Source organism: Variovorax sp. P1_H2, assembly GCF_056405295.1.
Window position 1 is genome coordinate 74,505 of the sequence record NZ_JBFUCJ010000002.1, and the last position, 20,224, is coordinate 94,728.

General features: G+C 70.3%; 20 protein-coding genes. 5 read left to right on the plus strand and 15 right to left on the minus strand.

The window, feature by feature from the left end; all coding sequences use genetic code 11:
* Nucleotides 1–15 precede the first annotated feature (15 nt).
* The 3 genes from AC1D2E_RS01525 to AC1D2E_RS01535 are packed head-to-tail and all read right to left on the minus strand — an operon-like array spanning nt 16 to nt 2,868.
* Nucleotides 16–207 carry a DUF2783 domain-containing protein gene (locus tag AC1D2E_RS01525; protein ID WP_478173807.1) on the minus strand — a complete coding sequence of 64 codons (192 nt, stop codon included), beginning with the start codon at nt 205–207 and terminating at the stop codon, nt 16–18.
* Nucleotides 208–212: 5 nt separating this feature from the next.
* On the minus strand, nt 213–1,904 hold the full coding sequence (locus tag AC1D2E_RS01530) for an FAD-dependent oxidoreductase (protein ID WP_478195750.1): 1,692 nt from the start codon (nt 1,902–1,904) through the stop codon (nt 213–215).
* A gap of 4 nt (nt 1,905–1,908) precedes the next feature.
* On the minus strand, nt 1,909–2,868 hold the full coding sequence (locus AC1D2E_RS01535; protein WP_478195751.1) for an MBL fold metallo-hydrolase: 960 nt from the start codon (nt 2,866–2,868) through the stop codon (nt 1,909–1,911).
* Nucleotides 2,869–2,985: 117 nt separating this feature from the next.
* On the opposite strand from AC1D2E_RS01535, the gene AC1D2E_RS01540 reads away from it, so the two are divergent.
* Complete coding sequence (locus AC1D2E_RS01540; RefSeq protein ID WP_478195752.1) at nt 2,986–3,813, plus strand: IclR family transcriptional regulator; 828 nt, start codon at nt 2,986–2,988, stop codon at nt 3,811–3,813.
* Here AC1D2E_RS01540 and AC1D2E_RS01545 read toward each other — a convergent pair.
* The 9 genes from AC1D2E_RS01545 to AC1D2E_RS01585 form a co-directional block, all read right to left on the minus strand.
* A complete protein-coding gene (locus AC1D2E_RS01545) occupies nt 3,794–4,291 on the minus strand; it encodes a GFA family protein (protein ID WP_478195753.1) in 498 nt (165 codons plus the stop codon). The genes AC1D2E_RS01540 and AC1D2E_RS01545 overlap by 20 nt on opposite strands.
* Nucleotides 4,288–4,638 (minus strand): GFA family protein, encoded by a 351-nt coding sequence (locus tag AC1D2E_RS01550; protein ID WP_478195754.1) that lies wholly within the window; start codon nt 4,636–4,638, stop codon nt 4,288–4,290. Before AC1D2E_RS01550 ends, AC1D2E_RS01545 begins: the two co-directional genes overlap by 4 nt.
* 43 nt (nt 4,639–4,681) lie before the next feature.
* Nucleotides 4,682–6,157, minus strand: a complete 1,476-nt coding sequence (locus AC1D2E_RS01555) for a DUF1501 domain-containing protein (RefSeq protein ID WP_478195755.1) — start codon at nt 6,155–6,157, stop codon at nt 4,682–4,684.
* Between the two features lie 11 nt (nt 6,158–6,168).
* Nucleotides 6,169–8,022: a DUF1800 domain-containing protein gene (locus AC1D2E_RS01560; protein ID WP_478195756.1), complete on the minus strand. Its 1,854-nt coding sequence runs from the start codon at nt 8,020–8,022 to the stop codon at nt 6,169–6,171.
* 177 nt (nt 8,023–8,199) lie between these two features.
* A complete protein-coding gene (gene pyrF / locus AC1D2E_RS01565; RefSeq protein WP_478195757.1) occupies nt 8,200–9,024 on the minus strand; it encodes an orotidine-5'-phosphate decarboxylase in 825 nt (274 codons plus the stop codon).
* A 10-nt stretch (nt 9,025–9,034) separates the two neighbouring features.
* Nucleotides 9,035–9,814 (minus strand): uracil-DNA glycosylase family protein, encoded by a 780-nt coding sequence (locus tag AC1D2E_RS01570; protein WP_478195758.1) that lies wholly within the window; start codon nt 9,812–9,814, stop codon nt 9,035–9,037.
* Between the two features lie 383 nt (nt 9,815–10,197).
* Complete coding sequence (locus AC1D2E_RS01575; protein WP_478195759.1) at nt 10,198–10,782, minus strand: GNAT family N-acetyltransferase; 585 nt, start codon at nt 10,780–10,782, stop codon at nt 10,198–10,200.
* A gap of 61 nt (nt 10,783–10,843) precedes the next feature.
* Nucleotides 10,844–11,521, minus strand: coding sequence for a tRNA (adenosine(37)-N6)-threonylcarbamoyltransferase complex dimerization subunit type 1 TsaB (gene tsaB / locus AC1D2E_RS01580; RefSeq protein ID WP_478195760.1), 678 nt, complete (start codon nt 11,519–11,521; stop codon nt 10,844–10,846).
* Nucleotides 11,514–12,530, minus strand: coding sequence for a DMT family transporter (locus tag AC1D2E_RS01585; protein WP_478195761.1), 1,017 nt, complete (start codon nt 12,528–12,530; stop codon nt 11,514–11,516). The genes tsaB and AC1D2E_RS01585 overlap by 8 nt, the downstream gene beginning before the upstream one ends.
* A gap of 77 nt (nt 12,531–12,607) precedes the next feature.
* Between AC1D2E_RS01585 and dacB the strand changes: the two genes are divergently transcribed.
* Both dacB and AC1D2E_RS01595 read left to right on the plus strand, forming a co-directional pair.
* A complete protein-coding gene (gene dacB, locus AC1D2E_RS01590; protein WP_478195762.1) occupies nt 12,608–14,047 on the plus strand; it encodes a D-alanyl-D-alanine carboxypeptidase/D-alanyl-D-alanine endopeptidase in 1,440 nt (479 codons plus the stop codon).
* Nucleotides 14,048–14,151: 104 nt separating this feature from the next.
* Nucleotides 14,152–15,699 carry an alpha/beta hydrolase family protein gene (locus AC1D2E_RS01595; protein WP_478195763.1) on the plus strand — a complete coding sequence of 516 codons (1,548 nt, stop codon included), beginning with the start codon at nt 14,152–14,154 and terminating at the stop codon, nt 15,697–15,699.
* A gap of 66 nt (nt 15,700–15,765) precedes the next feature.
* Here the strand turns inward: AC1D2E_RS01595 and AC1D2E_RS01600 are convergent, their stop codons facing one another.
* The 3 genes from AC1D2E_RS01600 to purE all read right to left on the minus strand — a co-directional run bounded on the left by AC1D2E_RS01600 (nt 15,766) and on the right by purE (nt 18,666).
* A complete protein-coding gene (locus AC1D2E_RS01600; RefSeq protein ID WP_478195818.1) occupies nt 15,766–16,767 on the minus strand; it encodes an L-threonylcarbamoyladenylate synthase in 1,002 nt (333 codons plus the stop codon).
* 14 nt (nt 16,768–16,781) lie between these two features.
* Nucleotides 16,782–17,948 carry a 5-(carboxyamino)imidazole ribonucleotide synthase gene (locus AC1D2E_RS01605; RefSeq protein ID WP_478195764.1) on the minus strand — a complete coding sequence of 389 codons (1,167 nt, stop codon included), beginning with the start codon at nt 17,946–17,948 and terminating at the stop codon, nt 16,782–16,784.
* Between the two features lie 175 nt (nt 17,949–18,123).
* Nucleotides 18,124–18,666 (minus strand): 5-(carboxyamino)imidazole ribonucleotide mutase, encoded by a 543-nt coding sequence (purE, locus tag AC1D2E_RS01610; protein ID WP_478195765.1) that lies wholly within the window; start codon nt 18,664–18,666, stop codon nt 18,124–18,126.
* 36 nt (nt 18,667–18,702) lie between these two features.
* On the opposite strand from purE, the gene AC1D2E_RS01615 reads away from it, so the two are divergent.
* Both AC1D2E_RS01615 and AC1D2E_RS01620 read left to right on the plus strand, forming a co-directional pair.
* Nucleotides 18,703–19,626 carry a tetratricopeptide repeat protein gene (locus tag AC1D2E_RS01615; protein ID WP_478195766.1) on the plus strand — a complete coding sequence of 308 codons (924 nt, stop codon included), beginning with the start codon at nt 18,703–18,705 and terminating at the stop codon, nt 19,624–19,626.
* A 143-nt stretch (nt 19,627–19,769) separates the two neighbouring features.
* On the plus strand, nt 19,770–20,219 hold the full coding sequence (locus tag AC1D2E_RS01620; RefSeq protein WP_478195767.1) for an META domain-containing protein: 450 nt from the start codon (nt 19,770–19,772) through the stop codon (nt 20,217–20,219).
* Nucleotides 20,220–20,224: the final 5 nt, after the last annotated feature.

Consider the following 20,224-nt stretch of genomic DNA (forward strand, 5'->3'; position numbering starts at 1 on the left):
GGTTCTCTTGAAGATTCAACGGGAAGGCGCGGCCGCCTCGAAGGCCTGGCGCAGCACGGCGGTCGAACCGACGTGGTTGGCCAGCACCAGCACCAGGCGGGCGTTGAAGGCGTGGCTCTCGTCGCTCGTGAGGCCCTGGTGGGCTTCGATCAACGCTTCGTAGAAGTCGTCGGGCGCGTCGAGGTTCGGGGTGGTGATCAGGTCCATGGGTTCTAGGCCTCCTTGGCTGGCTTCGCCAGCGCGCGGTCGCGCGCGGCGCGCACGGCTTCGGGCGTGGGCGCGCGCCAGCGCGCGCAGACATGCTGGTCGGGCCGCAGCAGGTAGACCGTGCCGGGGCGGGCGTCGTAGCGCCGGCCGGCGATCTCGCCCGCCTCGCCGGCCGCGAGGCGCACCACGTGCAGCGGCAGATCGGCCGCGGTCAGCGCATCGAGGCTGCGCCGGGCGGCCTCGCCATCGCCGAAGACCAGGGCCGTGAAGCGGGTGGCCGCCGCACTCGCAGGCGACAGCGCGCGCAGCAGCCAGCCGCGGCGCCCGTCGGCGTCGACGATCGGCGCGTCGATCGCCGGGGCGCCCGGCACCATCGGCCCTTCGAATGCATCCACGTCGGGCGTGTTGAGCCTCGAGTCGCGCAAGGTGCTCGGCACCGACAGCCGCCCGCTGTTGACCAGCGCCCGCGCGAAGGCGTGGCGCTTCGACAGCTCCAGCACCGCATCGCGGAACAGCCGGCTGACCTCGCTCTTCGGCGTGATGAAGTCGGTGGCGCGGGTCGAGTTGCAGATGTTCTCGTCGGCCGCGTACTCGCGCTCGCTGGCGTAGCTGTCGAGCAGGGCGTCGGGCGCCTCGCCCTTGTGCACCGCCGCCAGCTTCCAGGCCAGGTTGTCGGCATCCTGCACGCCGGAGTTGGCACCGCGCGCGCCGAAGGGCGACACGCCGTGCGCGGAGTCGCCCGCGAACAGCACGCGGCCGTGGCGGAAGTGCTCCATGCGCTGGCAGGCGAAGGTGTAGACGCTGGCCCAGCCGATGTCGAACTTGACGCCGTGGTGGCCGATGCTGTCGAGCATCGCCCGCACCCGCGGGATGATGTTCTCGTGCTTGCGTTCTTCCGCCGGATCGGCGTCCCAGCCGAGCTGGAAATCGACCCGCCACATGTTGTCGGCCTGCTTGTGCAGCAGCACGCTCTGCTTCGGATGGAAGGGCGGGTCGAACCAGAAACGGCGCTCGGTCGGCAGGTCGGCGTCCATGTTCACGTCGGCGATCAGGAAGCGGTCGCGGAACACGCGGCCCTTGGCCTCCTGGCCCAGCAGCTGCCGCAGGCTGGAGCGCGAGCCGTCGCAGGCGGCCACGTAACCGGCCGCCAGGCGGTACTCGCCCTCGGGCGTCTCGATGGTCAGCAGCGCCTGGTCGGCGTCCTGCGCGATGCCGACCACCTTGTTGTTCCAGCGCAGGTCGATCAGCGGCAGCTCGGCGGCGCGCTCCGCGAGGTAGCCCTCGACGTAGTACTGCTGCAGGTTGATGAAAGCCGGGCGCTCGTGGCCGGGCTCGGGCAGCAGGTCGAAGCTGTAGACCTGCTCGTCGCCGAAGAACACCCGTCCGACCTGCCACGACACGCCCTTGTCGACCATCCGGTCGGCACAGCCCAGGCGGTCGAAGATCTCGAGCGTGCGCTTGGCGAAGCAGATCGCGCGGGAGCCGCTCGACAGCGTGCAGTCGTTGTCGAGCAGCACCACCGGCACCTGCTGCTGCGCCAGGTCGATCGCCAGCGCCAGGCCCACGGGCCCGGCGCCGACCACCACCACCGGGTGGTGCGCCGGCGTCGCGGCATCCTGGTCGGGGTGCCGCCTGTAATCGAAGCGCAGCGACTGGTAGTCGACCGGCGCCCCGGCATGCGATGCGAGGCCTTGCATGGCTTCAGCCCTCGAGCGTTTTCCACATCTCGATGTCGCGCTCGGCGGTCCAGATGCGCGGATCGGTGTACTTCGTGACCTCGTCGTAGCAGCGCGTGACGTCGAAGGGCATGCAGTGGTCGAAGATCACCCAGTGGCCGTACTTGGGCTTCAGCGCAGCGAACGTGTCCTTGTAGACGGCGTTCAGGTCCTTGCCGGCTTCGACACCTTTCTGCACGTTGGCGTACACGTCCGAGATGAAGTCGCGCGTCTCGCTGAGGCCCTTGGCCACTTCGTCGGGCGTGGTGAGCGCGGCGCCGCGACCGGGCACCAGCGCCTTGGGCTTGAGCGCAGCGAGCTTCTCGAGCGTCTGGGGCCAGTCCTTGAAATACGCATCGCCGGCATAGGGCGTGGCGCCGAACTCGACCAGGTCGCCCGACAGCAAGGCCCCTTCGCCCGGGAGCCAGACGACCGTGTCGCCCTTGGTGTGGCCGCGGCCGAGCTGCAGCAACTGCACTTCGAGCTTGCCGAGCCACAAGCTCATCTTGCCGGTGAAGGTCATGGTCGGCCAGGTCATGCCGGGCGGCACGGTCTCGACGCCCGCGAACAGGCGGGGGAAGCGGCCGATCTCGCTGGCCTTGTCCTGCTCGCCGCGCTCGACGATGAGGTCGTAGGTGTCCTGGCTGGCGAGGATGTGGTCCGCACCGTAGGCGCTGGCCCCGAGCACGCGCACCGCGTGGTAGTGGGTCAGCACCACGTACTTGATCGGCTTGTCGGTGACCTCGCGGATGCGGCGGATCACGTCGGCCGCCATCGCCGGCGTGGCTTGCGTGTCTGCCACCAGCACGCAGTCGTCGCCGATGACGATCCCGGTGTTGGGGTCGCCTTCGGCCGTGTAGGCCCAGGCGTGCTCGGAAATCTGGCTGAAGGTGATCTTCTTTTCTTCCAGATCGGCCTGGCTGGCGAACTTCTTGGTCTCGGACATCGCGGGTCTCCTGATTTGTCTAAAGTGAACGAATTCGCATGGAACGAATGCGCGGAGTGTAATTCGAGGATCAGTTAATGTCTAATGCCTTCTGTATCAACGAATGACAAAACACCTATGGCGGCTGAGTCCGATCGCGCGCAGCGCGGCATCCAGAGCATCGAGGTGGGCGGCCAGCTGCTGCGCGCCCTGGTGCACCACGGCCGGCCGATGGCACTCAAGGACCTGGCGCGCGAGGCCGAGATGTCCGCCGCCAAGGCACACCCCTACATGGTCAGCTTCGGCCGCCTGGGGCTGATCGAGCAGGACCGCACCACCGGCCACTATCTGCTCGGACCGCTGGCCTTGCAACTGGGGTTGATCAGCCTGCAGCAGGCCAATCCGGTGCACATCGCGACGCCCCTGATCGCCGAGCTGGCACAGCAGATCGGCCACACGGTGGCGATCGCGGTCTGGGGCGACCGCGGCGCCACCATCGTGCGGATCGCCGAATCGCCGGCCCCGCTGCACGTCAACATGCGCCATGGCACGGTGTTCTCACTCACCAACACCGCGTCGGGGCGGCTCTTCGGCGCCTACCTCGACCCAGCGGTGGTCCAGGGCCTGCTCGAGCAGGAGCGCCAGCGCGAGCAAAAAGGCCCTGTGGTGCCGCCGCAGCGCGGCATGCCGCCCGTGCAACCGCTGCCGGGCTGGAAGGAGTTCGAGGCGCAACTGCACGAAGTGCGATCGCGCGGCCTGAGCCGGTCCGAAGGCGAGATCCTGCCCGGCGTGAGCGCGATGTCGGCGCCGGTCTTCGATCACACCGGCGCGATCGTGCTGGCGGTCACCGCGATCGGGCCGGCGGCCATCTTCGACACGCGCTGGGATGGCGAGACCGCCGTGGCGCTCAAGGCCTGCGCCGACCAGGTGTCGCAGCGGCTCGGGGCTAGCCTTTCAAGGCCTTGAGGCGCTCGATGCTCCCGGCCGGCCAGTGCTCGGACCGGCGGTAGTACTCGCTCACCGCCGGCGTGCCCGGCGGCAGCAGCACCCAGGGCTGCTTCGACATCGTGAAGATGTGGATGTCGGGCGGCAGCAGGTCGGGGTCGTCGAGCGTGCCGACGCGCACGAAGGCGATCGCCTCGCCGCCCCCCGCGCAATGGCTCCACAGCGCGATGCGGCAGCGGGTGCAGCGAACGATGGTCTGGCCCTGGCCGCTGGCCGAGGGCGTCCGCACCCGCTCGGCCTCGCCTTCGAGCAGCTGGACACGGTCGGTCTCGATCATCGCGTTGAGCGCGAAGGCCGAGCCGCTCTCGCGCTGGCACCAGCGGCAATGGCAGCAGTGCACGAACAGCGGCCGCGTGGCCATGCGATAGCGAAGCGCGCGGCAGGTACAGCCGCCCTCGATCGGAAAGGGATCCGGCCCGGCGGCCGCGGGCGCGTTCACCGCGAGCGCCCGTCGTAGTGCTGCACCGGCACCGCATCGAGGTCGATGCCCTCGAGGCAGCGGATGTTGACCGCCGCGGTCGGCTGGCCCTTGGGATCCGTCGCCTCGGCAAAGGGATGGATGCCGCAGGTCTTGCAGAAGCGGTGCCGGATCGCGTGCCTGTTGAAGAGGTAGGTGCCCAGGTTGTCGTCCTCGGGCGTCTGCAGCGTGAACCGCGTGCGCGGGACGAACCACAGCAGCGAGCCCTTGCGCTGGCACATCGAGCAGTTGCAGGCCAGCGCGCCCTGGATCTCGCCGTCGACGGTAAAGGCGATCCGGCCGCAATGGCAGCTTCCCTGGTAAATCATCGGGCAATCTCCGAAGCGTTGGCGCGACCGAGATTACACCTCGTCAGGCCATGAATCCAAGGTCCTTCGGGTACTCGATGCCGTTGACGTTGCCGCCGAAGTTCTTCAGGTTCGGCAGGATGCCCGGCAGGTCGGCGTCGGGCACGCCGAACCACTTGGCGAGCGTGGCGCCGTACTGGTCGACCGAGGTGGTCGGGATCAGCCGGCCCTGCCCCACGTGGCCCTCGTAGCCCGCGAGCTTGGCGTCGTTGTTGATGCTGACCACCTGCGGCGTGCCGTAGAACTTCTTGCCGTTGACCGCACCTCCGACGACGAAGTGGTGGCCGCCCCAGCCGTGGTCGGAGCCGTCGCCGTTGCTGGCCAGCGTGCGGCCGAAGTCGGAGGCCGTGAAGGCTGTCACCTTGTCGGCCATGCCCTGAGCGACCATCTGCCGATGGAAGGCCGCCAGGGCGTCGCTCAACTGCTGCATCAGGTTGGGCTGGTTGGCGATCAGGTTGTCGTGCAGGTCGAAGCCGCCCATCGAGACKAAGAACACCTGCCGCTTGGTGCCCAGCGCGGAACGGCCGCGGATGATCCGCGACACCATCTTGAGCTGGTTGGCCAGCCCGCTGTTGAGGCCGGCGAAGGTGTCGGTGGCGAAGGTGGCGGGCGCGATCGCCGCGGTGACCGTGGTCTCGGCCTCGACCGCGCGCTTCGTGACCTTGTTGTATTCGTTCTCCAGTGCGTGGCTGCGGGCCTCCTGGGCCAGCTGCGCCATCGCCGCCTTGACCGTGCTCGAGCCGAAGGTCGTGTTGTCCTTGATGCTCCGGATGCCGACCGCGCCGCCGGTGCTGACCTGGTATTGCAGCGCCTGGTCGCCCGACAGGAAGACCGCATTGCCGGCGACCGAGATGCAGGTGAACAGCGAGTTCGTGTTCTGCCGCTGGTCCAGCATCAGGTCGCCGATGTTGCCGCCCCAGCCGATCGTCGAGCCCTCGGGCGAGGACGACTGCCAGGTCGACTGCTGGTCGTTGTGCGAGAACAGCTTGGGCGGCTGCGGGTAGAGCTTCTTGTTGCTGTTGTTGTACTGGGCCCGCGTGAGCGGCACCACCAGCGGGCCGATGTTGAGCTGCACCGCCACCTTGCCTTCGTTGTTGAAGAGGCCGGCCAGCTGCGTCATCGACGGATGCAGCGCGTACTGGCGGCCGTCGGGCAGCGCCACGCCCGGCACCAGCAATGTGCCGGCGAGCGCATCCTTGGCGATGGCGACGCCGCCCGAGGCCTGCGGCACGCGGATCGTGCTGTAGGCGTTGTAGCTCGGGTCGTCGTAGGTGACGACGGTGTTCGCATAGTCGTTGCCGCCGAACAGGAAGACGCAGACCAGCGCCTTGTAGTCGTCGCCGGTCGCGGCCTGCGCCGCGGCCTCGCCCATCGCGGCCAGGTTGAGGGCGAAGGGCAGGGCGGTGCCGGCCATCGCAAGCTGGCCGGAGCGGCGCAGGAAGGCACGGCGCGTGTGCGCGGCGGGGTCGATCAGGTACATCGCGCGGTCCCTTACTTCTGGATCAGGTAGGAGGGCGAAGCCATCACCAGCAGCACCGCGGCATAGATGCGGTTGAGCTTGACGGCGTCGGTGCTCTTGTCGGTCACGACCGGATTGGCCAGGGCGCCGACGATCAGCGCCTGGGTGGCCGCGGGCAACTGGTTGCCGGTCAGCAGCAGGTTCAGCCGCTGAACCAGCGCCGTCGGGTCGAGCACCAGCGCCTGCTCGCTCGCATAGGCCGCATTGACGTCCTTGCCGGTGCTTTTCGGCAGCACGTTGTTCTGCATGAAGTTCAGGTAGCCGCCCACGCTGGTCTCGTTGACCAGCTGGAACTCGGGGGCCACCATCTTCGAGGCGGCCATCGCGGTCGATGGCGGCACGTAGCCGGGCCGGAAGAAATTGAACACCGAGGGCGAGCGCAGCGGGCTCTGGCCCAGCTGGTCGTTGGGCCGCGAGAGGTCGCCGATCTTCCAGTTGCCGCTGGTCGAGCCGGCGCCGAAGCTGCGCCCCCATTGCGTGAAGCGCAGCATCGGCTCGCGCAGGCGGCCGAAGTTCGGATCCGAGAGCCCGGCCGGGCTGCGCGCCTCGTTGTCGAGCAGCACCGCCGCGAAGACGCTCTTCATGTCGCCGCGCACGCCGGCGCCGTTGTCCGCGAACACCTCCGAGACGCGCTTCACGTAGGCCGGGCTCGGGTTGCTGGTCACCAGCCGCTGGATCAGCTGCTTGCCGATGAAGGGGCCCACGTTCGGGTGGTTGAACAGTGTGTCGAGCGCGATCTTCAGCGCCGCGCTGCCCTCGGTGCCGGCCGGCACCGTGGCGCCGAGGAACCTGGCTTCGAGCGTGGAATGCCGGGAGGCCGTGAGCGACATCGGGCGCGATGTCCAGGCGCTGCTCTCGAGGGTGTAGCTGGCGCCCGGCGGGGTGAATGCGCCCGGCGTGCCGCTCTTCTCGTCGGCGCGGATGTCGAGGTCGTAGCCGGTGAAGACGCGCGCCAGGTTGGTCACGTCGTCCAGGCTGTAGCTGTCGAGCGGCGCGCCGTCGCTGCCGGTCTTGACGGTGCCGTCGGCGTCGAGCTGGTAGAGCCCGATGGTCATCAGCTGCATGACCTCGCGCGCATAGTTCTCGTCCGGCTGGYGACCCTGGGCGTTCTCCTTCTGGTTGCCCTTGGTGTTGAGGTAGTAGCCCATCGCCGGATTCAGCGTCACGTCCTCCAGCAGCTTGCGGAAGTTGGTCGTGACGCCGGCCACCAGCATGTCCCAGTACTGGGCCATCATGAGCTCGGGCCAGTTGGAGCCGATGTCGTTGCGCGAGACCACGAAGATCTCGGTGAACACCAGCGCCATGCGCTTGCGCAAGCCGTCCGGCGCGGTCATGAGCTGGTTCCAGATCATGTCGTCGCTGTTGACGGTGTTGTAGGGCTTGCTCAGGATCCAGTCGCGGCCCGTCTGCTCGGCCGGCCGGTCGACCTGCTCGCCGAGCCAGGGCAGGTAGCCCTTGCCGCGCACCGCGGCGATGTCCGCTTCCGAAGCCGAGAACTGCGATTGCAGCAGGAAGCGCGCGGCTTCGTCGTCGGTCTTGGCCTGCGTGTAGGCGTAGGTCTGCGCGGTCGGCGTGCTGGCCAGCGCCGTCAGCGAGCCGGCCTGCACGGTGGTCGCACTCGACCCGCCGAGGCCGGCCGGGCTCGCACCTCCGCCACTGCTGCCGCCGCCCCCGCCGCAGGCCGCCAGTGCCGCCGACGCGGCCAGGGTCGCTGCCAACGGCAAGCGATCGAAAGACGCGCCGGCCGGGGAGGCTGCGACGATTTCCTGCGCGCACGATGTCTCGTCGGCCGCTTCGGCGCGACCGATCGCGATGTCTTCCACCATGGAACTCCACTCCTCGACGCGGACGCGCCATCCCTCTTCAGGCAATTGCCATGCCCGGCCTTTTCCTGGGCCCCGAGGAAATTAAGAGAAGCGTTTAGTACGACACTTGTGAACAAATGTGACTTTTTCCGTCACACCGACACCACGAGGCGCTTGCGGACTGACGCGGAATGTCGTTCAGGGCCTGGCGGCCTGGAGCGCGTCGCGGGTGCGGATGGCCTCGCGCCGGGCGGCCTCGGCGAAGTCCTCGCCGGCCGAGGCGTAGCAGATGGCACGCGACGAATTGACCACGATCGGCGCATCCGGGCGCCAGCCGGCGCGGACGGTGGCGACCGCATCGCCGCCCTGGGCGCCGACACCGGGGATCAGCAGCGGCACCGTGGGCGCCAAGGCGCGCACGCGTTCGATCTCGGCCGGGTAGGTGGCCCCGACCACCAGCCCGAGCTGGCCGTTGAGGTTCCAGGGCCCCTGGGCCAGCCTTGCCACATGCTCATACAGGAAGGGCTGGCCCTCGACATCCGCCAAGCGCTGGCCCTGCAGGTCGGCACCGCCCGGGTTGCTGGTCCGGCACAGCAGGAAGGCGCCCTTGTCCGGGTGGCGCAGATAGGGCTCGACGGAATCGAAGCCCATGAACGGCGACAGGGTGACGGCGTCGGCGCCGTAGCGCTCGAAGGCCTCGCGCGCGTACTGTTCGGCGGTGGAGCCGATGTCGCCGCGCTTGGCGTCGAGGATCACCGGCACCTGGGGGGCGTTGCGGCGCATGTGTTCCATGAGCTGCTCGAGCTGCCCTTCGGCCCGGTGGGCGGCGAAATAGGCGATCTGCGGCTTGAACGCGATCGCCAGATCGGCCGTGGCGTCGACGATGCGGGCGCAGAAATCGTAGATCCGGCCGGCGTCGCCCTTGAGCGAGGCGGGGAATTTGGTCGGCTCGGGGTCGAGGCCGACACACAGCAGCGAGCCGTTTTGGCGCTCGGCGGCGCGCAGCTTGTCCAGGAAGGTCATGGGCCGAATTTTAGGCGGCCGGCCCCACTTGTTCTGCGGCCAGGCAGAGGTCGGCCCAGGCGCGCGCCTTGTCGGCCGGATTGCGCAGCAGGTAGGCCGGGTGGTAGCTGGCGACCACAGGCACCGCCGGCAGGGCCGGCAGGTCCATCGGCAGCACGCGGCCGCGCAGCTTGCCGAGCGGCTCGCTGCTTTGCATCAGGCTCTGCGCCGCCAGCGGCCCCATGGCCAGCACCACGCGCGGCGCCAGCGCGGCGATGCTGCCGGCCAGTACCTCGCCGATCGGATGCGGACTGCCGGCCTGGCCCGAAGCCACGCCGCGGTGCGTGCGCATCAGGTGCACCGGCACCGCGCCGCCATGAAGCTGCAGCGCATTCAGCATGGCGTGGAGCAGCCTGCCGGCATCGCCTTCGAAAGGGTCGCCGTGCCGGCCATCGAGTTCCGGCGGCATGTCGGCCACGATCAGCCAGCCACCCTGCGACGCGGCCGGGTCGCCGCAGAGGCGCCGCGGTGCCTCGGCCAGCACGGCGGCGCCGTGCGTGGCCGCGGGGGAGGCCCGGTGCACGGCGGGCGCCGGCGCAGCGACGGCCGGTACCGCCCGCGGGGGCGCTACGGCGGGGAGCTCCGCTGCCGGCGCCGCGACGGCGGGCTCGAGCCGGTCGGCGGCGGCAGGGCCGGCTTCCGGAGCCGGCATCTCCACCGGTTCCGGCTGGCGCCACCAGAAGAGCTTGACGCCCATTTCGTCGAGCATGGCGCGCTGCCGCGCATCGAGCTTCATTGCATCGGTCGTCATGTCAGTGCTCCACCACGTGATCGCGTGACCCGCGACGCATGAAACCGGCGCAGCCAAATGCCAGGGATACCGCGGAACCGGCTTTGCCGGGCCGCCGGTATCGCCCCTCTTGAGGGACTGAGGTCCGCGGCTCCAAGCCTGCCTGCGCAGGCTTGTTGCTCCACCGCGCGGTGCGCGACCCACGACCCATGAAACCGGCGCAGTCCGATACCAGGGATACCGCGGAACCGGCTTTGCCGGGCCGCCGGTATCGCCCCCTGGAGGGGGAGGCGCCGCAGGCGCTTCGGGGGTGTTTCATTTCAGTGCCCGCCCGGCCGCCCGAAGGGCACTGAGCGCCCCCTCGGGGGGCAGCGATACGCGAAGCGATGAGCGTTGGGGGCATTTCATTTCAATCCTCCCCAGGCGCTGGGCGATTCGTTCAGGCGCAGGCTCATCACGACCGCATCCTCGCGGGCGCCGCCGTGCGCGGGGTAGTAGCCCTTGCGCATGCCCACGCGCCGGAAGCCGTTGCGTTCGTAGACCGCGAGGGCGCGCAGGTTGCTGGCCCGCACTTCGAGCCAGAGCCATTGCGCGTTCAGGCCGCGCGACCAGCCGGCCAGCGCCTCCAGCATCAGCGGCGCCCAGCCCTGGCCCTGGAAGGCCGGCGCCACCGTGATATTGAGCAGATGCACCTCGTCGACGCCCTTCATGGCGACGAAGTAGCCGATCAGCGTCTCGCCGGTGTCGCGTGAAGTCACCCGGTTCCAGAGGGCCCGCGCGCCACGCGGTGCTTCCGCGGCGGCATCGCCGTCCGGCGTCGGGGCCACCAGGCACTGGCAGTGGTAGCCGGCGGCCAGCGAGTCGGTGAAGTTGGCCGGCGTCCAGGGATGGGTGAAGGCACTCCGCTCGATGGCACAGACAGCGGGAATCCGCTCGATCGTGATCGGCTCGAGGCGCGCCTCGCGCGGCTGCCGCATCACGGCGCTCATAAGGCGACCTCCGTGCTTCGCACTGCGGCGCGAGCTTGCTTGGGGCGGCCCGGCGCTGCGCTCATGTCAGCCCCTTCAGGGCCGCGCGCTCCTCGGTGGTCTGCGCCACCTTGTCGCGGACGTAGAGCGGCCAGGCCTCGGCCGGCGCGACCGTGCGGCCGGCGGCCAGCAATGCCGGCGCCAAGCGCAGCATCGCGCTGGCGGTGGGCAGCACCTCGTGGCGCGCCGCCGCCCGTGGCAGCCGTTCGCCGTAGGCGGCGAAGGCATTGCCGACCAGCGCCCAGCCGTCGGGCACCACGACGCCCTCGGGCGCCAGCAGTTCGGCTTCGCTGGCGCTGATCGCGACGCCGAAGTCGTAGCCGGCCGCGTAGACCTGGTCCATGCGCGCATCGAGCACCGCCACCACGCGGGTGACGCCGAAACGGTCATGGGCTTCCTCGGCCACGGCGTGCAGGGTGTCGATCGGCAGCAGAGGCACGCCGGCGCCGAAGCCCAGGCCCTGCGCCACCGAGCAGGCGGTGCGCAGTCCGGTGAAGGAGCCGGGCCCGCGGCCGAAAGCGATGGCATCGAGTTCGGACAGCGACAGGCCGGCCGCCGCGAGCAAGCGCTGGATCAGCGGGATCAGGCTCGCCGAGGACTGCGCGCCGCCGGCACCGCTGTGCTCGAGCAGCAGGTCGCCGTGGCGCACCGCGATCGACAGCGCCTCGGTGCTGGTGTCGAAGGCCAGCAGTCTAGCCATCGATGCACCCTCCCGCCGCCCCCGCCACCGCCACGGCAGGGGCCGAGCGGCCGCCGGGAGCCCGGCTGCGCTGGACGCCGAACAGGATGCCTGCCGTGACCAGCAACAGCCCCGCGATCAGGTTCCAGTACAGCGGTTCGCCGAGAAAAATCACCGCGCCGAGCGCCGACAGCCCCGGCACCAGCGCCGTGATCATCGTGGACCGCACGGGGCCGAAGTACTGGATCATCCGCGTGAAGGCAATGCCCGAGATCACCACCGAGCCAACACCCTGGAACACCATCTGGAACAGGATCTCGCCGACGGGCGCGCTGCCCAGGCGGCTCGCGACCAGGCCGGCCGCGGCCAGCAACCCATAGGCGGGCACGAAGGCGACGAAGGCGAACACGGTGATTGCGATGGTGGCACGCACGGCCTCGAGCCCGTGCCGCCGCACCACGATGCTGTAGCAGGCCCAGCAGAAGGCTGCGCTCATGAAAAGCAGGTCGCCCTTCCAGACCCCGCCGCCTTCCAGCGCGTGCAGCAGGCTGGCACCGCCGACGAACAGGTCGCCGAGGACGATCAGCGCCAGTCCGAGCGCACGCAGCGGCGTGATGCGGTCGCGCAGCACCAGGGCCGCGAGCAGCGTGGTCCACAGCGGCAGGCTGCCCGGCATCAGCACCGAGGCATGGCTGGCCGGCGCGAAGAAGAAGCCGGTATAGGCCAGGAGGGCGTAGGCGAGGCCGCCGAAGACGCCCGCCAGCGCGGTCAGGCGCAGCGGCAACGGCGAAAGCCCGAAGAACGAATCCTGGGTCGACCCGGCGGCCCGCGCGCGCATCACCAGCCACCCGCCCCAGGGCAGCAGCACCAGGCTGGCGCCGCAGATGCGGGCGAAGGCGATGTCGAAAGGCGTCAGCGAGCGCCCCGCGGAGGCCCGCGCGATCACGATGAACGCGGTCCAGACCCCGACGGTGACGACGGCCGCGCCGATGCCGATGGTGCGGGCTGAGAAACGGGGAGCTACGGGCATCGGGCGATTATCCAGGGTGACCGGCCGGCGCGCTGCGTTCGCGCCGACAGCCGGAGCCGGCCCGGGATAATTCGTGCATGACCGTCGTCCTGCCCGCCGCGCGCCGCCTTTGCCACCGAATCCGCAGCTTCGCGTGGGTCATCGCACTGGCCGCCGCGGTGCCGGTGCGGGCCCAGGGCCTGCCGACCGAAGTCGACGCCGCGCTGGCCCGCGCCAAGGTGCCACGCGACGCCGTGACGATGCTGGTGGTCGATGCCGAAGGCGTGCGGCCGCCGCGGCTCGCCTGGCGGTCGCAGGTGCCGGTCAATCCGGCCTCGATCATGAAGCTGGTCACCACCTACGCGGCGCTCGACCTGCTGGGCCCGGGCTTCACCTGGAACACGCCCGTGTACGTGGACGGTCCGGTGCGCAACGGCGTGCTCGAGGGCAGCCTGTACATCAAGGGCCAGGGCGATCCCAAGCTGGTGCTCGAGCGGCTGTGGCTGCTGCTGCGCCGGGTGCAGGGGCTGGGCGTCCAGGGCATCGACGGCGACATCGTGCTGGACCGCAGCGCCTTCGAAGTGGCCGAGGCCGATCCGAACGCCTTCGATGGCGAAGGCCAGCGCCCCTACAACGCGGCGCCCGACGCGCTGCTGGTCAACTTCAAGTCGGTGGTGATGAACTTCGTGCCCCAGCGCGGCGCGCAGACCGCCCAGGTGAGCTACGAACCGCCGCTGGCCGGCGTTGCCATGCAGGCCACGGTGCCGCTCGCGGCCGGCGAGTGCGGCGACTGGCGCAGCAGCCTGGCCGGCGACTTCGCCGATCCGGCGCGGCTCGCATTTGCGGGCAGCTACCCGGCAGCCTGCGGCGAAAAGACCTGGGCGGTGGCCTATGCGGACCCGCGCGGCTACGCCGCCCGCGCGATCGGCGGCCTCTGGGCCGAAATGGGCGGCCGGCTCAAGGGCCAGGTGCGCGACGGCCGGGTCCCGGCCGAGCTGCGGCCGGCCTTCGAGGCGACGTCGCCGCCGCTGGCCGACGTGATCCGCGACATCAACAAGTACAGCAACAACGTGATGGCGCAGCAGCTCTTCCTGACGCTCGGGCTGCAGCAGAAGAAGCGCGGCACGCTCGAGGCCTCGCGCGCCACGCTGCGCCAGTGGTGGAACGACCGGGTCGGCACCGGCGAGGGCCAGCCGGTGATCGACAACGGTTCGGGCCTGTCGCGCGACGAGCGCATCAGCGCCGCGGCCCTGGCGAAGATGCTGCAGCTGGCCTGGCGCTCGCCCGTGATGCCGGAGCTGGTGTCCTCGCTGCCGGCCTCGGGCGTCGACGGCACGCTGCGCAAGCGCGCGCTGCGCTCCGGCGGCGCCGCGCACCTGAAGACCGGCAGCCTGCGCGATGCCGCCGGCGTGGCGGGCTATGTGCACGGCGCCAGCGGGCGGCGCTGGGTGGTCATCGCGATCGCCAACCACGCCAACGCGGTTGCGGCGCGCCCGGCCTTCGATGCCCTGGTCGACTGGGCGGCCCAGGAGAATTGAGCGGCGGGCCACGGAGCCCCTGTAGGCGGATACCGATTGCGCAGCAGGCTGGCACTGCCCAAAATCAGTCGCCCCCCCCGAATTCACCCCAGGAGACGCCTCCCATGAACAGACTCCCCGCCCTCGCCCTGACGGGCATTGCCCTGGTCCTTGACGGCTGCGGGGGCGGAAGCGATGGCTTCGTATTCAACGCGCCGGCCACCGTCGACACCGGACGCGGCTCAGTCGTGACGATGCCGCCCGAGCGGGTGCAGCGGATCTCATCCGCCGAGTTCTCCACCCTGCTGCAGGCGAACTCGGAGGGCAAGGCGCTGCTGGTCGTCGCCGGCAGTCCCCGATGCGGCGTCGATCTGCGCTACCTCGAGTACCGCACGATCGGCGGCCAGGGCGAGGCCACCAACGCGACCGCCGCGATCATGGTGCCCTCGGGCACCGATGCCGCCTGCAACGGCCCCCGCCCGGTGGTGCTGTACGCCCACGGCACCACGCCGGCGCGCGACTACAACATCGCCCGCTGGACCGATGCCGCCCAGCCTGCGGCGGGCGAGGGCCTGACGGTGGCCGCGATGTTCGCGGCCCAGGGCTTCATCGTGGTGGCGCCGAACTACGCCGGCTACGACAAGTCGACGCTGACCTACCATCCCTACCTCAACGGCGACCAGCAAGGAAAGGACATGGTCGACGCCCTGATCGCCGCCCGCAAGACCTTCTCCCTGATCAATGCCGACGACGCCGGCTCGCTGTTCGTCACGGGCTATTCGCAAGGCGGCTACGTGGCGATGGCAGCGCACCGCGAGCTGCAGGCCACCGGCAAGTCGGTCACGGCATCGGCGCCGCTGTCGGCGCCCGCCGCCATCAGCCTGCTGACCGACTACAGCTTCAGCGGCTGGCCGGCGCTCGGCTCCACGCTGTTCACGCCGCTGCTCTCGACCAGCTGGCAGAAGCAGTTCGGCTACGTCTACAGCGCCACCGGCGACATCTACGAAGCGCAGTACGCCACCGGCATCGACACCCTGCTGCCGAGCCTGACGCCGATCGACACGCTCTACGCGACGGGCAAGCTGCCGCCGCTGGCGCTCTATCCGACGAATGCGGTGCCGGGCCCGGTCGATCCGTCGCTGGCGGTCTTCTACGCCCCCAACAACCTGGTCCGGCAAAGCTACCTGACGCAAGCCGCCAATGACATCCAGGCCAATCCCTGCCCCGGCAACGCGCTGCCGGCGACCTCGGCCTCGCTGAACACCAGTTCCCCGCTGGGCTGCCAGCCGCTGCTCGGCTTCCGCAAGGCCGCGGTGGCGAACGACCTGCGCAACTGGCTGCCGTTGCGGCCGGTGCTGATGTGCGGCGGCGCCAACGACCCGACCATCAACTTCCTGAGCACCCGCGCCACCGCCGGCTACTTCCGCGCCCGCGGCATGCCGGCGTCGGCGCTGACGGTGGTCGACCTCGAGGAAGCCAACACCCTGGATGCCTACTCGGCGGCGCGCGCCGGCTTTGCCCAGGCCAAGGCCAGCACCGCGGCCAGCGGCGGCAGCACCCCGGCCGAGCAGCAGCAGGCCGTGGTCCAGGCCTACCATGGCACGCTGGTGCCGCCCTTCTGCCTGGCGGCAGCGCGCGGTTTCTTCACCGGCGTGCTGGCTGCGGGAGGCTGAGTTCTCTGATCAGTTGAGGACAGAGCAAAAACTGCTGCGCAGTTTCTTGGTCTGTCCCGCAAAGTCTCAGGAAGCCGCGGCGCGGGTGAGGCGGTCGCGCACGCCTTCCCACTCGGGGGTGGCCGGCGGCGTCTCGACCCAGATCAGCTTGACGCCCTCGGCGTCGAAGGCCCGCAGCACCGCGAAGAGCTGCTGTGCCGCCGCGGCCGCATCGTCCGGCATGCGCCGCTGCAGGATTCGCTGCGAGCGGCTGCGCAGCACGGTGCGCGACCAGACCGCGATGCTGGCGGCATTGGCGCCGAGCACATCGAGGCCGGTCTGCAGGGCCTTGGCGTCCATCAGGCGCAGCTTGGCGCTCGGCGCGTAGTGCGCCTCGAGCGTGCCGGAGGCCCGCGGGTCGGGCACGCCGAGCGTGACCTTGTCGCGCAGCGGCTCGCCGCCGGCTGCCTCGACCTGCGCCCGCGTGATCGCGCCGGGCCGCAGCAGCACCGGGGCCCCGCGGCTGCAGTCGACGATGGTCGATTCGATGCCGACCGCGCACGGCCCGCCGTCGATCACCAGCAGCGCGTCGCCGAACTCCTGCTGCACGTGCAGCGCGGTGGTCGGGCTCACGCGGCCGAAACGGTTGGCGCTCGGCCCGGCAACGCCCAGCACGCCCAGGTCGGCACAGGCAGCCAGCAGCGCCTGCGCCACCGGATGGGCCGGGCAGCGCAGGCCGATGGTGTCCTGGCCGCCCGCCGCCGCGGCAGCGACGCCGGGCTGGCGCTCGACGATCAAGGTCAGCGGGCCGGGCCAGAAGGCGCGCACCAGCTTCTCGGCGAAGGGCGGCAACGGCCGCGCGAAATGCGCCAGCGCCTCGGCGCCCTTCGCGCCCGCCGGCACGTGGACGATCAGCGGATGGTCGCTGGGCCGGCCCTTGGCGGCGAAGATGCCGGCGACGGCGGCGTCGCTGCCGGCGTCGGCCCCCAGCCCATAGACGGTCTCGGTCGGGAACGCGACCAGGCCACCGGCGCGCAGCACCTGCGCCGCCTCGGCGATGGCATCGGGCGCATTGCCGTCGCGAATCATCCCGCGGGCCCGGTTCATTCCGACAGCGGGATCGGCAGGCCCAGCAGCGCGGCCGCGAAGTCGGCCGTGCTGCGAACCGCGTCGATCGCGTCGCCGGTGATGTTGAGGTGCCCCATCTTGCGGCCGCGGCGCGCCTCGGTCTTGCCGTAGAGGTGCAGGTGGGTGCCGGGCAGGGCCAGCACGTCGGCCCAGCGCGGCTCCCGCGGCGCATCGCCGTCGACGAACCACAGGTCGCCCAGCAGGTTCAGCATGATCGCCACGCTGTGCTGGCGCGGCGGATTGAGCGGCAGGCCCGCCAGCGTGCGCACCTGGAGCTCGAACTGCGACACGTCGCTCGCGTTCAGCGTCCAGTGGCCGCTGTTGTGGGGGCGCGGCGCCATCTCGTTGACCACCAGTCGCCCATCGCCGAGGACGAAGAACTCGACGCACAGCACGCCGACGTAGGCCAGGCCCTCGGCGATCGAGCGGGCCGCGGCGACGGCGCGGCGTGCGGTCGACTCGGGCATGTTGTTCGGATGGACCTCGGTGACGGCGAGAATGCCGTCCCGGTGCAGGTTGCGCTGCACCGGGAAATTGACCATCTGCCCGTCCTCGCCGCGGGCGACGATCACCGAGCATTCGAAATCCAGCGGCAGCAGCTTCTCGAGCACGCAGGGCACGCCGCCGGCATCGTTCCAGGCCGCCTCCAGTTCGTCCCGGGTCGCCACCCGGCGCTGGCCCTTGCCATCGTAGCCCAGCCGCGCGGTCTTGAGGATGCCGGGCAGCAGGTCGGCCGGCACGGCCGCCAGGTGGTCGGCGGTCTCGATCACGGCGTAGGGGGCGCATTCGACGCCGCACCGCACGAAGTGGGCCTTCTCGCGGATTCGGTCCTGGGCGATCGCCACCGCGTCCGGGCCCGGCGCCACCGGCCGCGCCACGGCCAGGTGCTCGAGCGAGGGCGCCGGCACGTTCTCGAATTCGGTCGTCACGGCATCGGCCAGTCCGGCCAGTCGCGCCAGGCCGTCGACGTCGGTGTAGTCGGTGTGGATGTGGTGATGGCTCACGCGCCCGGCCGGACTGTCGGCGTCGGGGTCGAGCACCGCGGTGAAATAGCCCATCGCCTGCGCCGCGTGCACGAACATGCGGCCCAGCTGGCCGCCTCCGAGCACCCCCAGCGTGGCGCCCGGCAGCACGACGTTCATTCGGACACCTCCGCGCTGCGCGCTGCGGTGTTCGCCTTGGGAACGGCCCGGCGGCTCATTCGGACACCTCCGCGCTTGTGCGCTACGGTGTTCGCCTTGGGAACGGCCCGGCGGCTCATTCGGACACCTCCGCGCTTGTGCGCTACGGTGTTCGCCTTGGGAACGGCCCGGCGGCTCACAGCGCACCCCCGCCCTGCGGCGAGAACGGCGACACCGCGGGGTCGTCGCCCGGCGGCAGCGTCATGGCCTGCGCGGCCTCGGTCTGCGCCAGCCGGAAGGCATCGAGCCGGTCGCGCAGCGCCGGGTCGCCGACCGCCAGCATCGCCACCGCGAACAGCGCCGCATTGGCCGCGCCGGCGTTGCCGATCGCGAAAGTCGCCACCGGCACGCCCTTGGGCATCTGCACGATGCTGTAGAGCGAGTCGACGCCCTGCAGGTGCCGGCTCGCGACCGGCACGCCGAGCACCGGCACGGTCGTCTTGGCCGCCAGCATGCCCGGCAGGTGCGCGGCCCCGCCGGCGCCGGCGATGATCGCGGCCAGCCCGCGCGGCGCGGCGCTTTCGGCGTAGGCGAACAATTCGTCGGGCATCCGGTGGGCCGAGACCACGCGGGCTTCGTGGGCGATGCCGAATTGCTGGAGAATCTCGACCGCGTTGCGCATCGTCTCCCAGTCGGAGTTCGAGCCCATCACCACACCGACCTGAATTGCTTGCTTCATGGTTCCAATTTTACGTTTCACCCCCACCTTCCCGCGATGATCGACATCACCCTCGAAAATTTCCAGTCCGAGCTGATCGACGGCTCGATGACCACGCCGGTCCTGCTCGACATCTGGGCCGAATGGTGCGGGCCCTGCAAGCAGCTCGGGCCGGTGCTCGAAAAACTCGAAGTCGAGTACGCCGGCCGCTTCACGCTGGCCAAGCTCGATGCCGACAAGGTGCCGCAGATCTCCGAGCAGCTGAGCCAGATGTTCGGCGTCCGCAGCATCCCCTTCTGCGTGATGTTCAAGGGCGGGCAGCCGGTCGACGGCTTCGTCGGCGCGATCCCGGCCGACCAGATCCGCACCTTCCTCGACAAGCACGTGCCGCCAGGCGACGAGGATGCACCCCCGCTCGACGAAGAAGTCTCGGCCCAGCAGGCGCTGGCCGAGGGCGACACCGAGGGCGCGCTCGAGAAGCTGCAGCACGCGGTCGCCACCGACCCGGCCAACGACGACGCCCGTTTCGACTACGTCAAGCTGCTGCTGCAGGAGGGCCGCACCGACGACGCCAAGGTCGCGTTCGCCCCGGTGATCGCCAAGACGTCGCTGGTGCGCCGCTTCGATTCGCTGCAGCGCTGGATGGACGCGATCGACTTCGCGGCCCCGGCCACGGGGGCGGCGCCCGCGCTGGCCGACCTGGACAGCCGCATCGCCGCCAACAAGCGCGACTTCGAAGCCCGCTTCGGCCGCGCCCGCCTGCTCATGAGCGCCCAGCGCTGGACCGACGCGATGGACGAGCTGCTCGACATCCTGATGCGCGACAAGAGCTGGAGCGAGGACCTGGCGCGCAAGACCTACATCGCCATCCTCGACATCATCGAGCCGCCGAAGGTCAAGGTCGCCGATGGCCAGATTCCGCCCGATGACCCGACCGTGGCCAGCTACCGCCGGCGCCTCAGCAGCGTGGTGCTCAGCTGAGACCTCGCGGGACAGATCAAGAAACTGCGCAGCAGTTTTTGCTCTGTCCTCGACTGACTGGGAGGCGCCCCGCGATTGAGTGCGCGGGCCCGGTCGAATACGATGCAGCGAATATCAATTTGTTGCAGAAGGACAGACAGGCCATGCGCTCCCGCCCTGCCGCCATTCCCCTTGTCACGGCCGCCCTGCTGGCCGCCGCGCTGACCGCCGGCTGCGTCAGCGCCATCAGCCTCGACGAGCCGATCGAGGGTCCGGTCTGGCGCCTCGACCAGCTCGGCGGCGAGCCGGTGGCCAGCGGCGGCGACCCGCAACGCGATCCGCAGGTCCAGTTCGACCGCAGCAACGGGCGCGTCAGCGGCTCGGGCGGCTGCAACCGGCTGTCGGGCACCTTCGAGCGCAGCGGCAGCACGCTCAAGCTGAGCCAGCTGGCGTCGACGCGGATGGCCTGCACCGATCCGGCGCTCGGCACCAAGGAGCAGCAGTTCTTCGCCGCCCTGCAGGCCACCACCAACTACCGGCTGCAGAGCCCGACGCGGCTGGCCTTGCTGGATGCGGGGGGCCGCACCGTGGCGACGCTGAGCACCTCGCGCTGACCGGC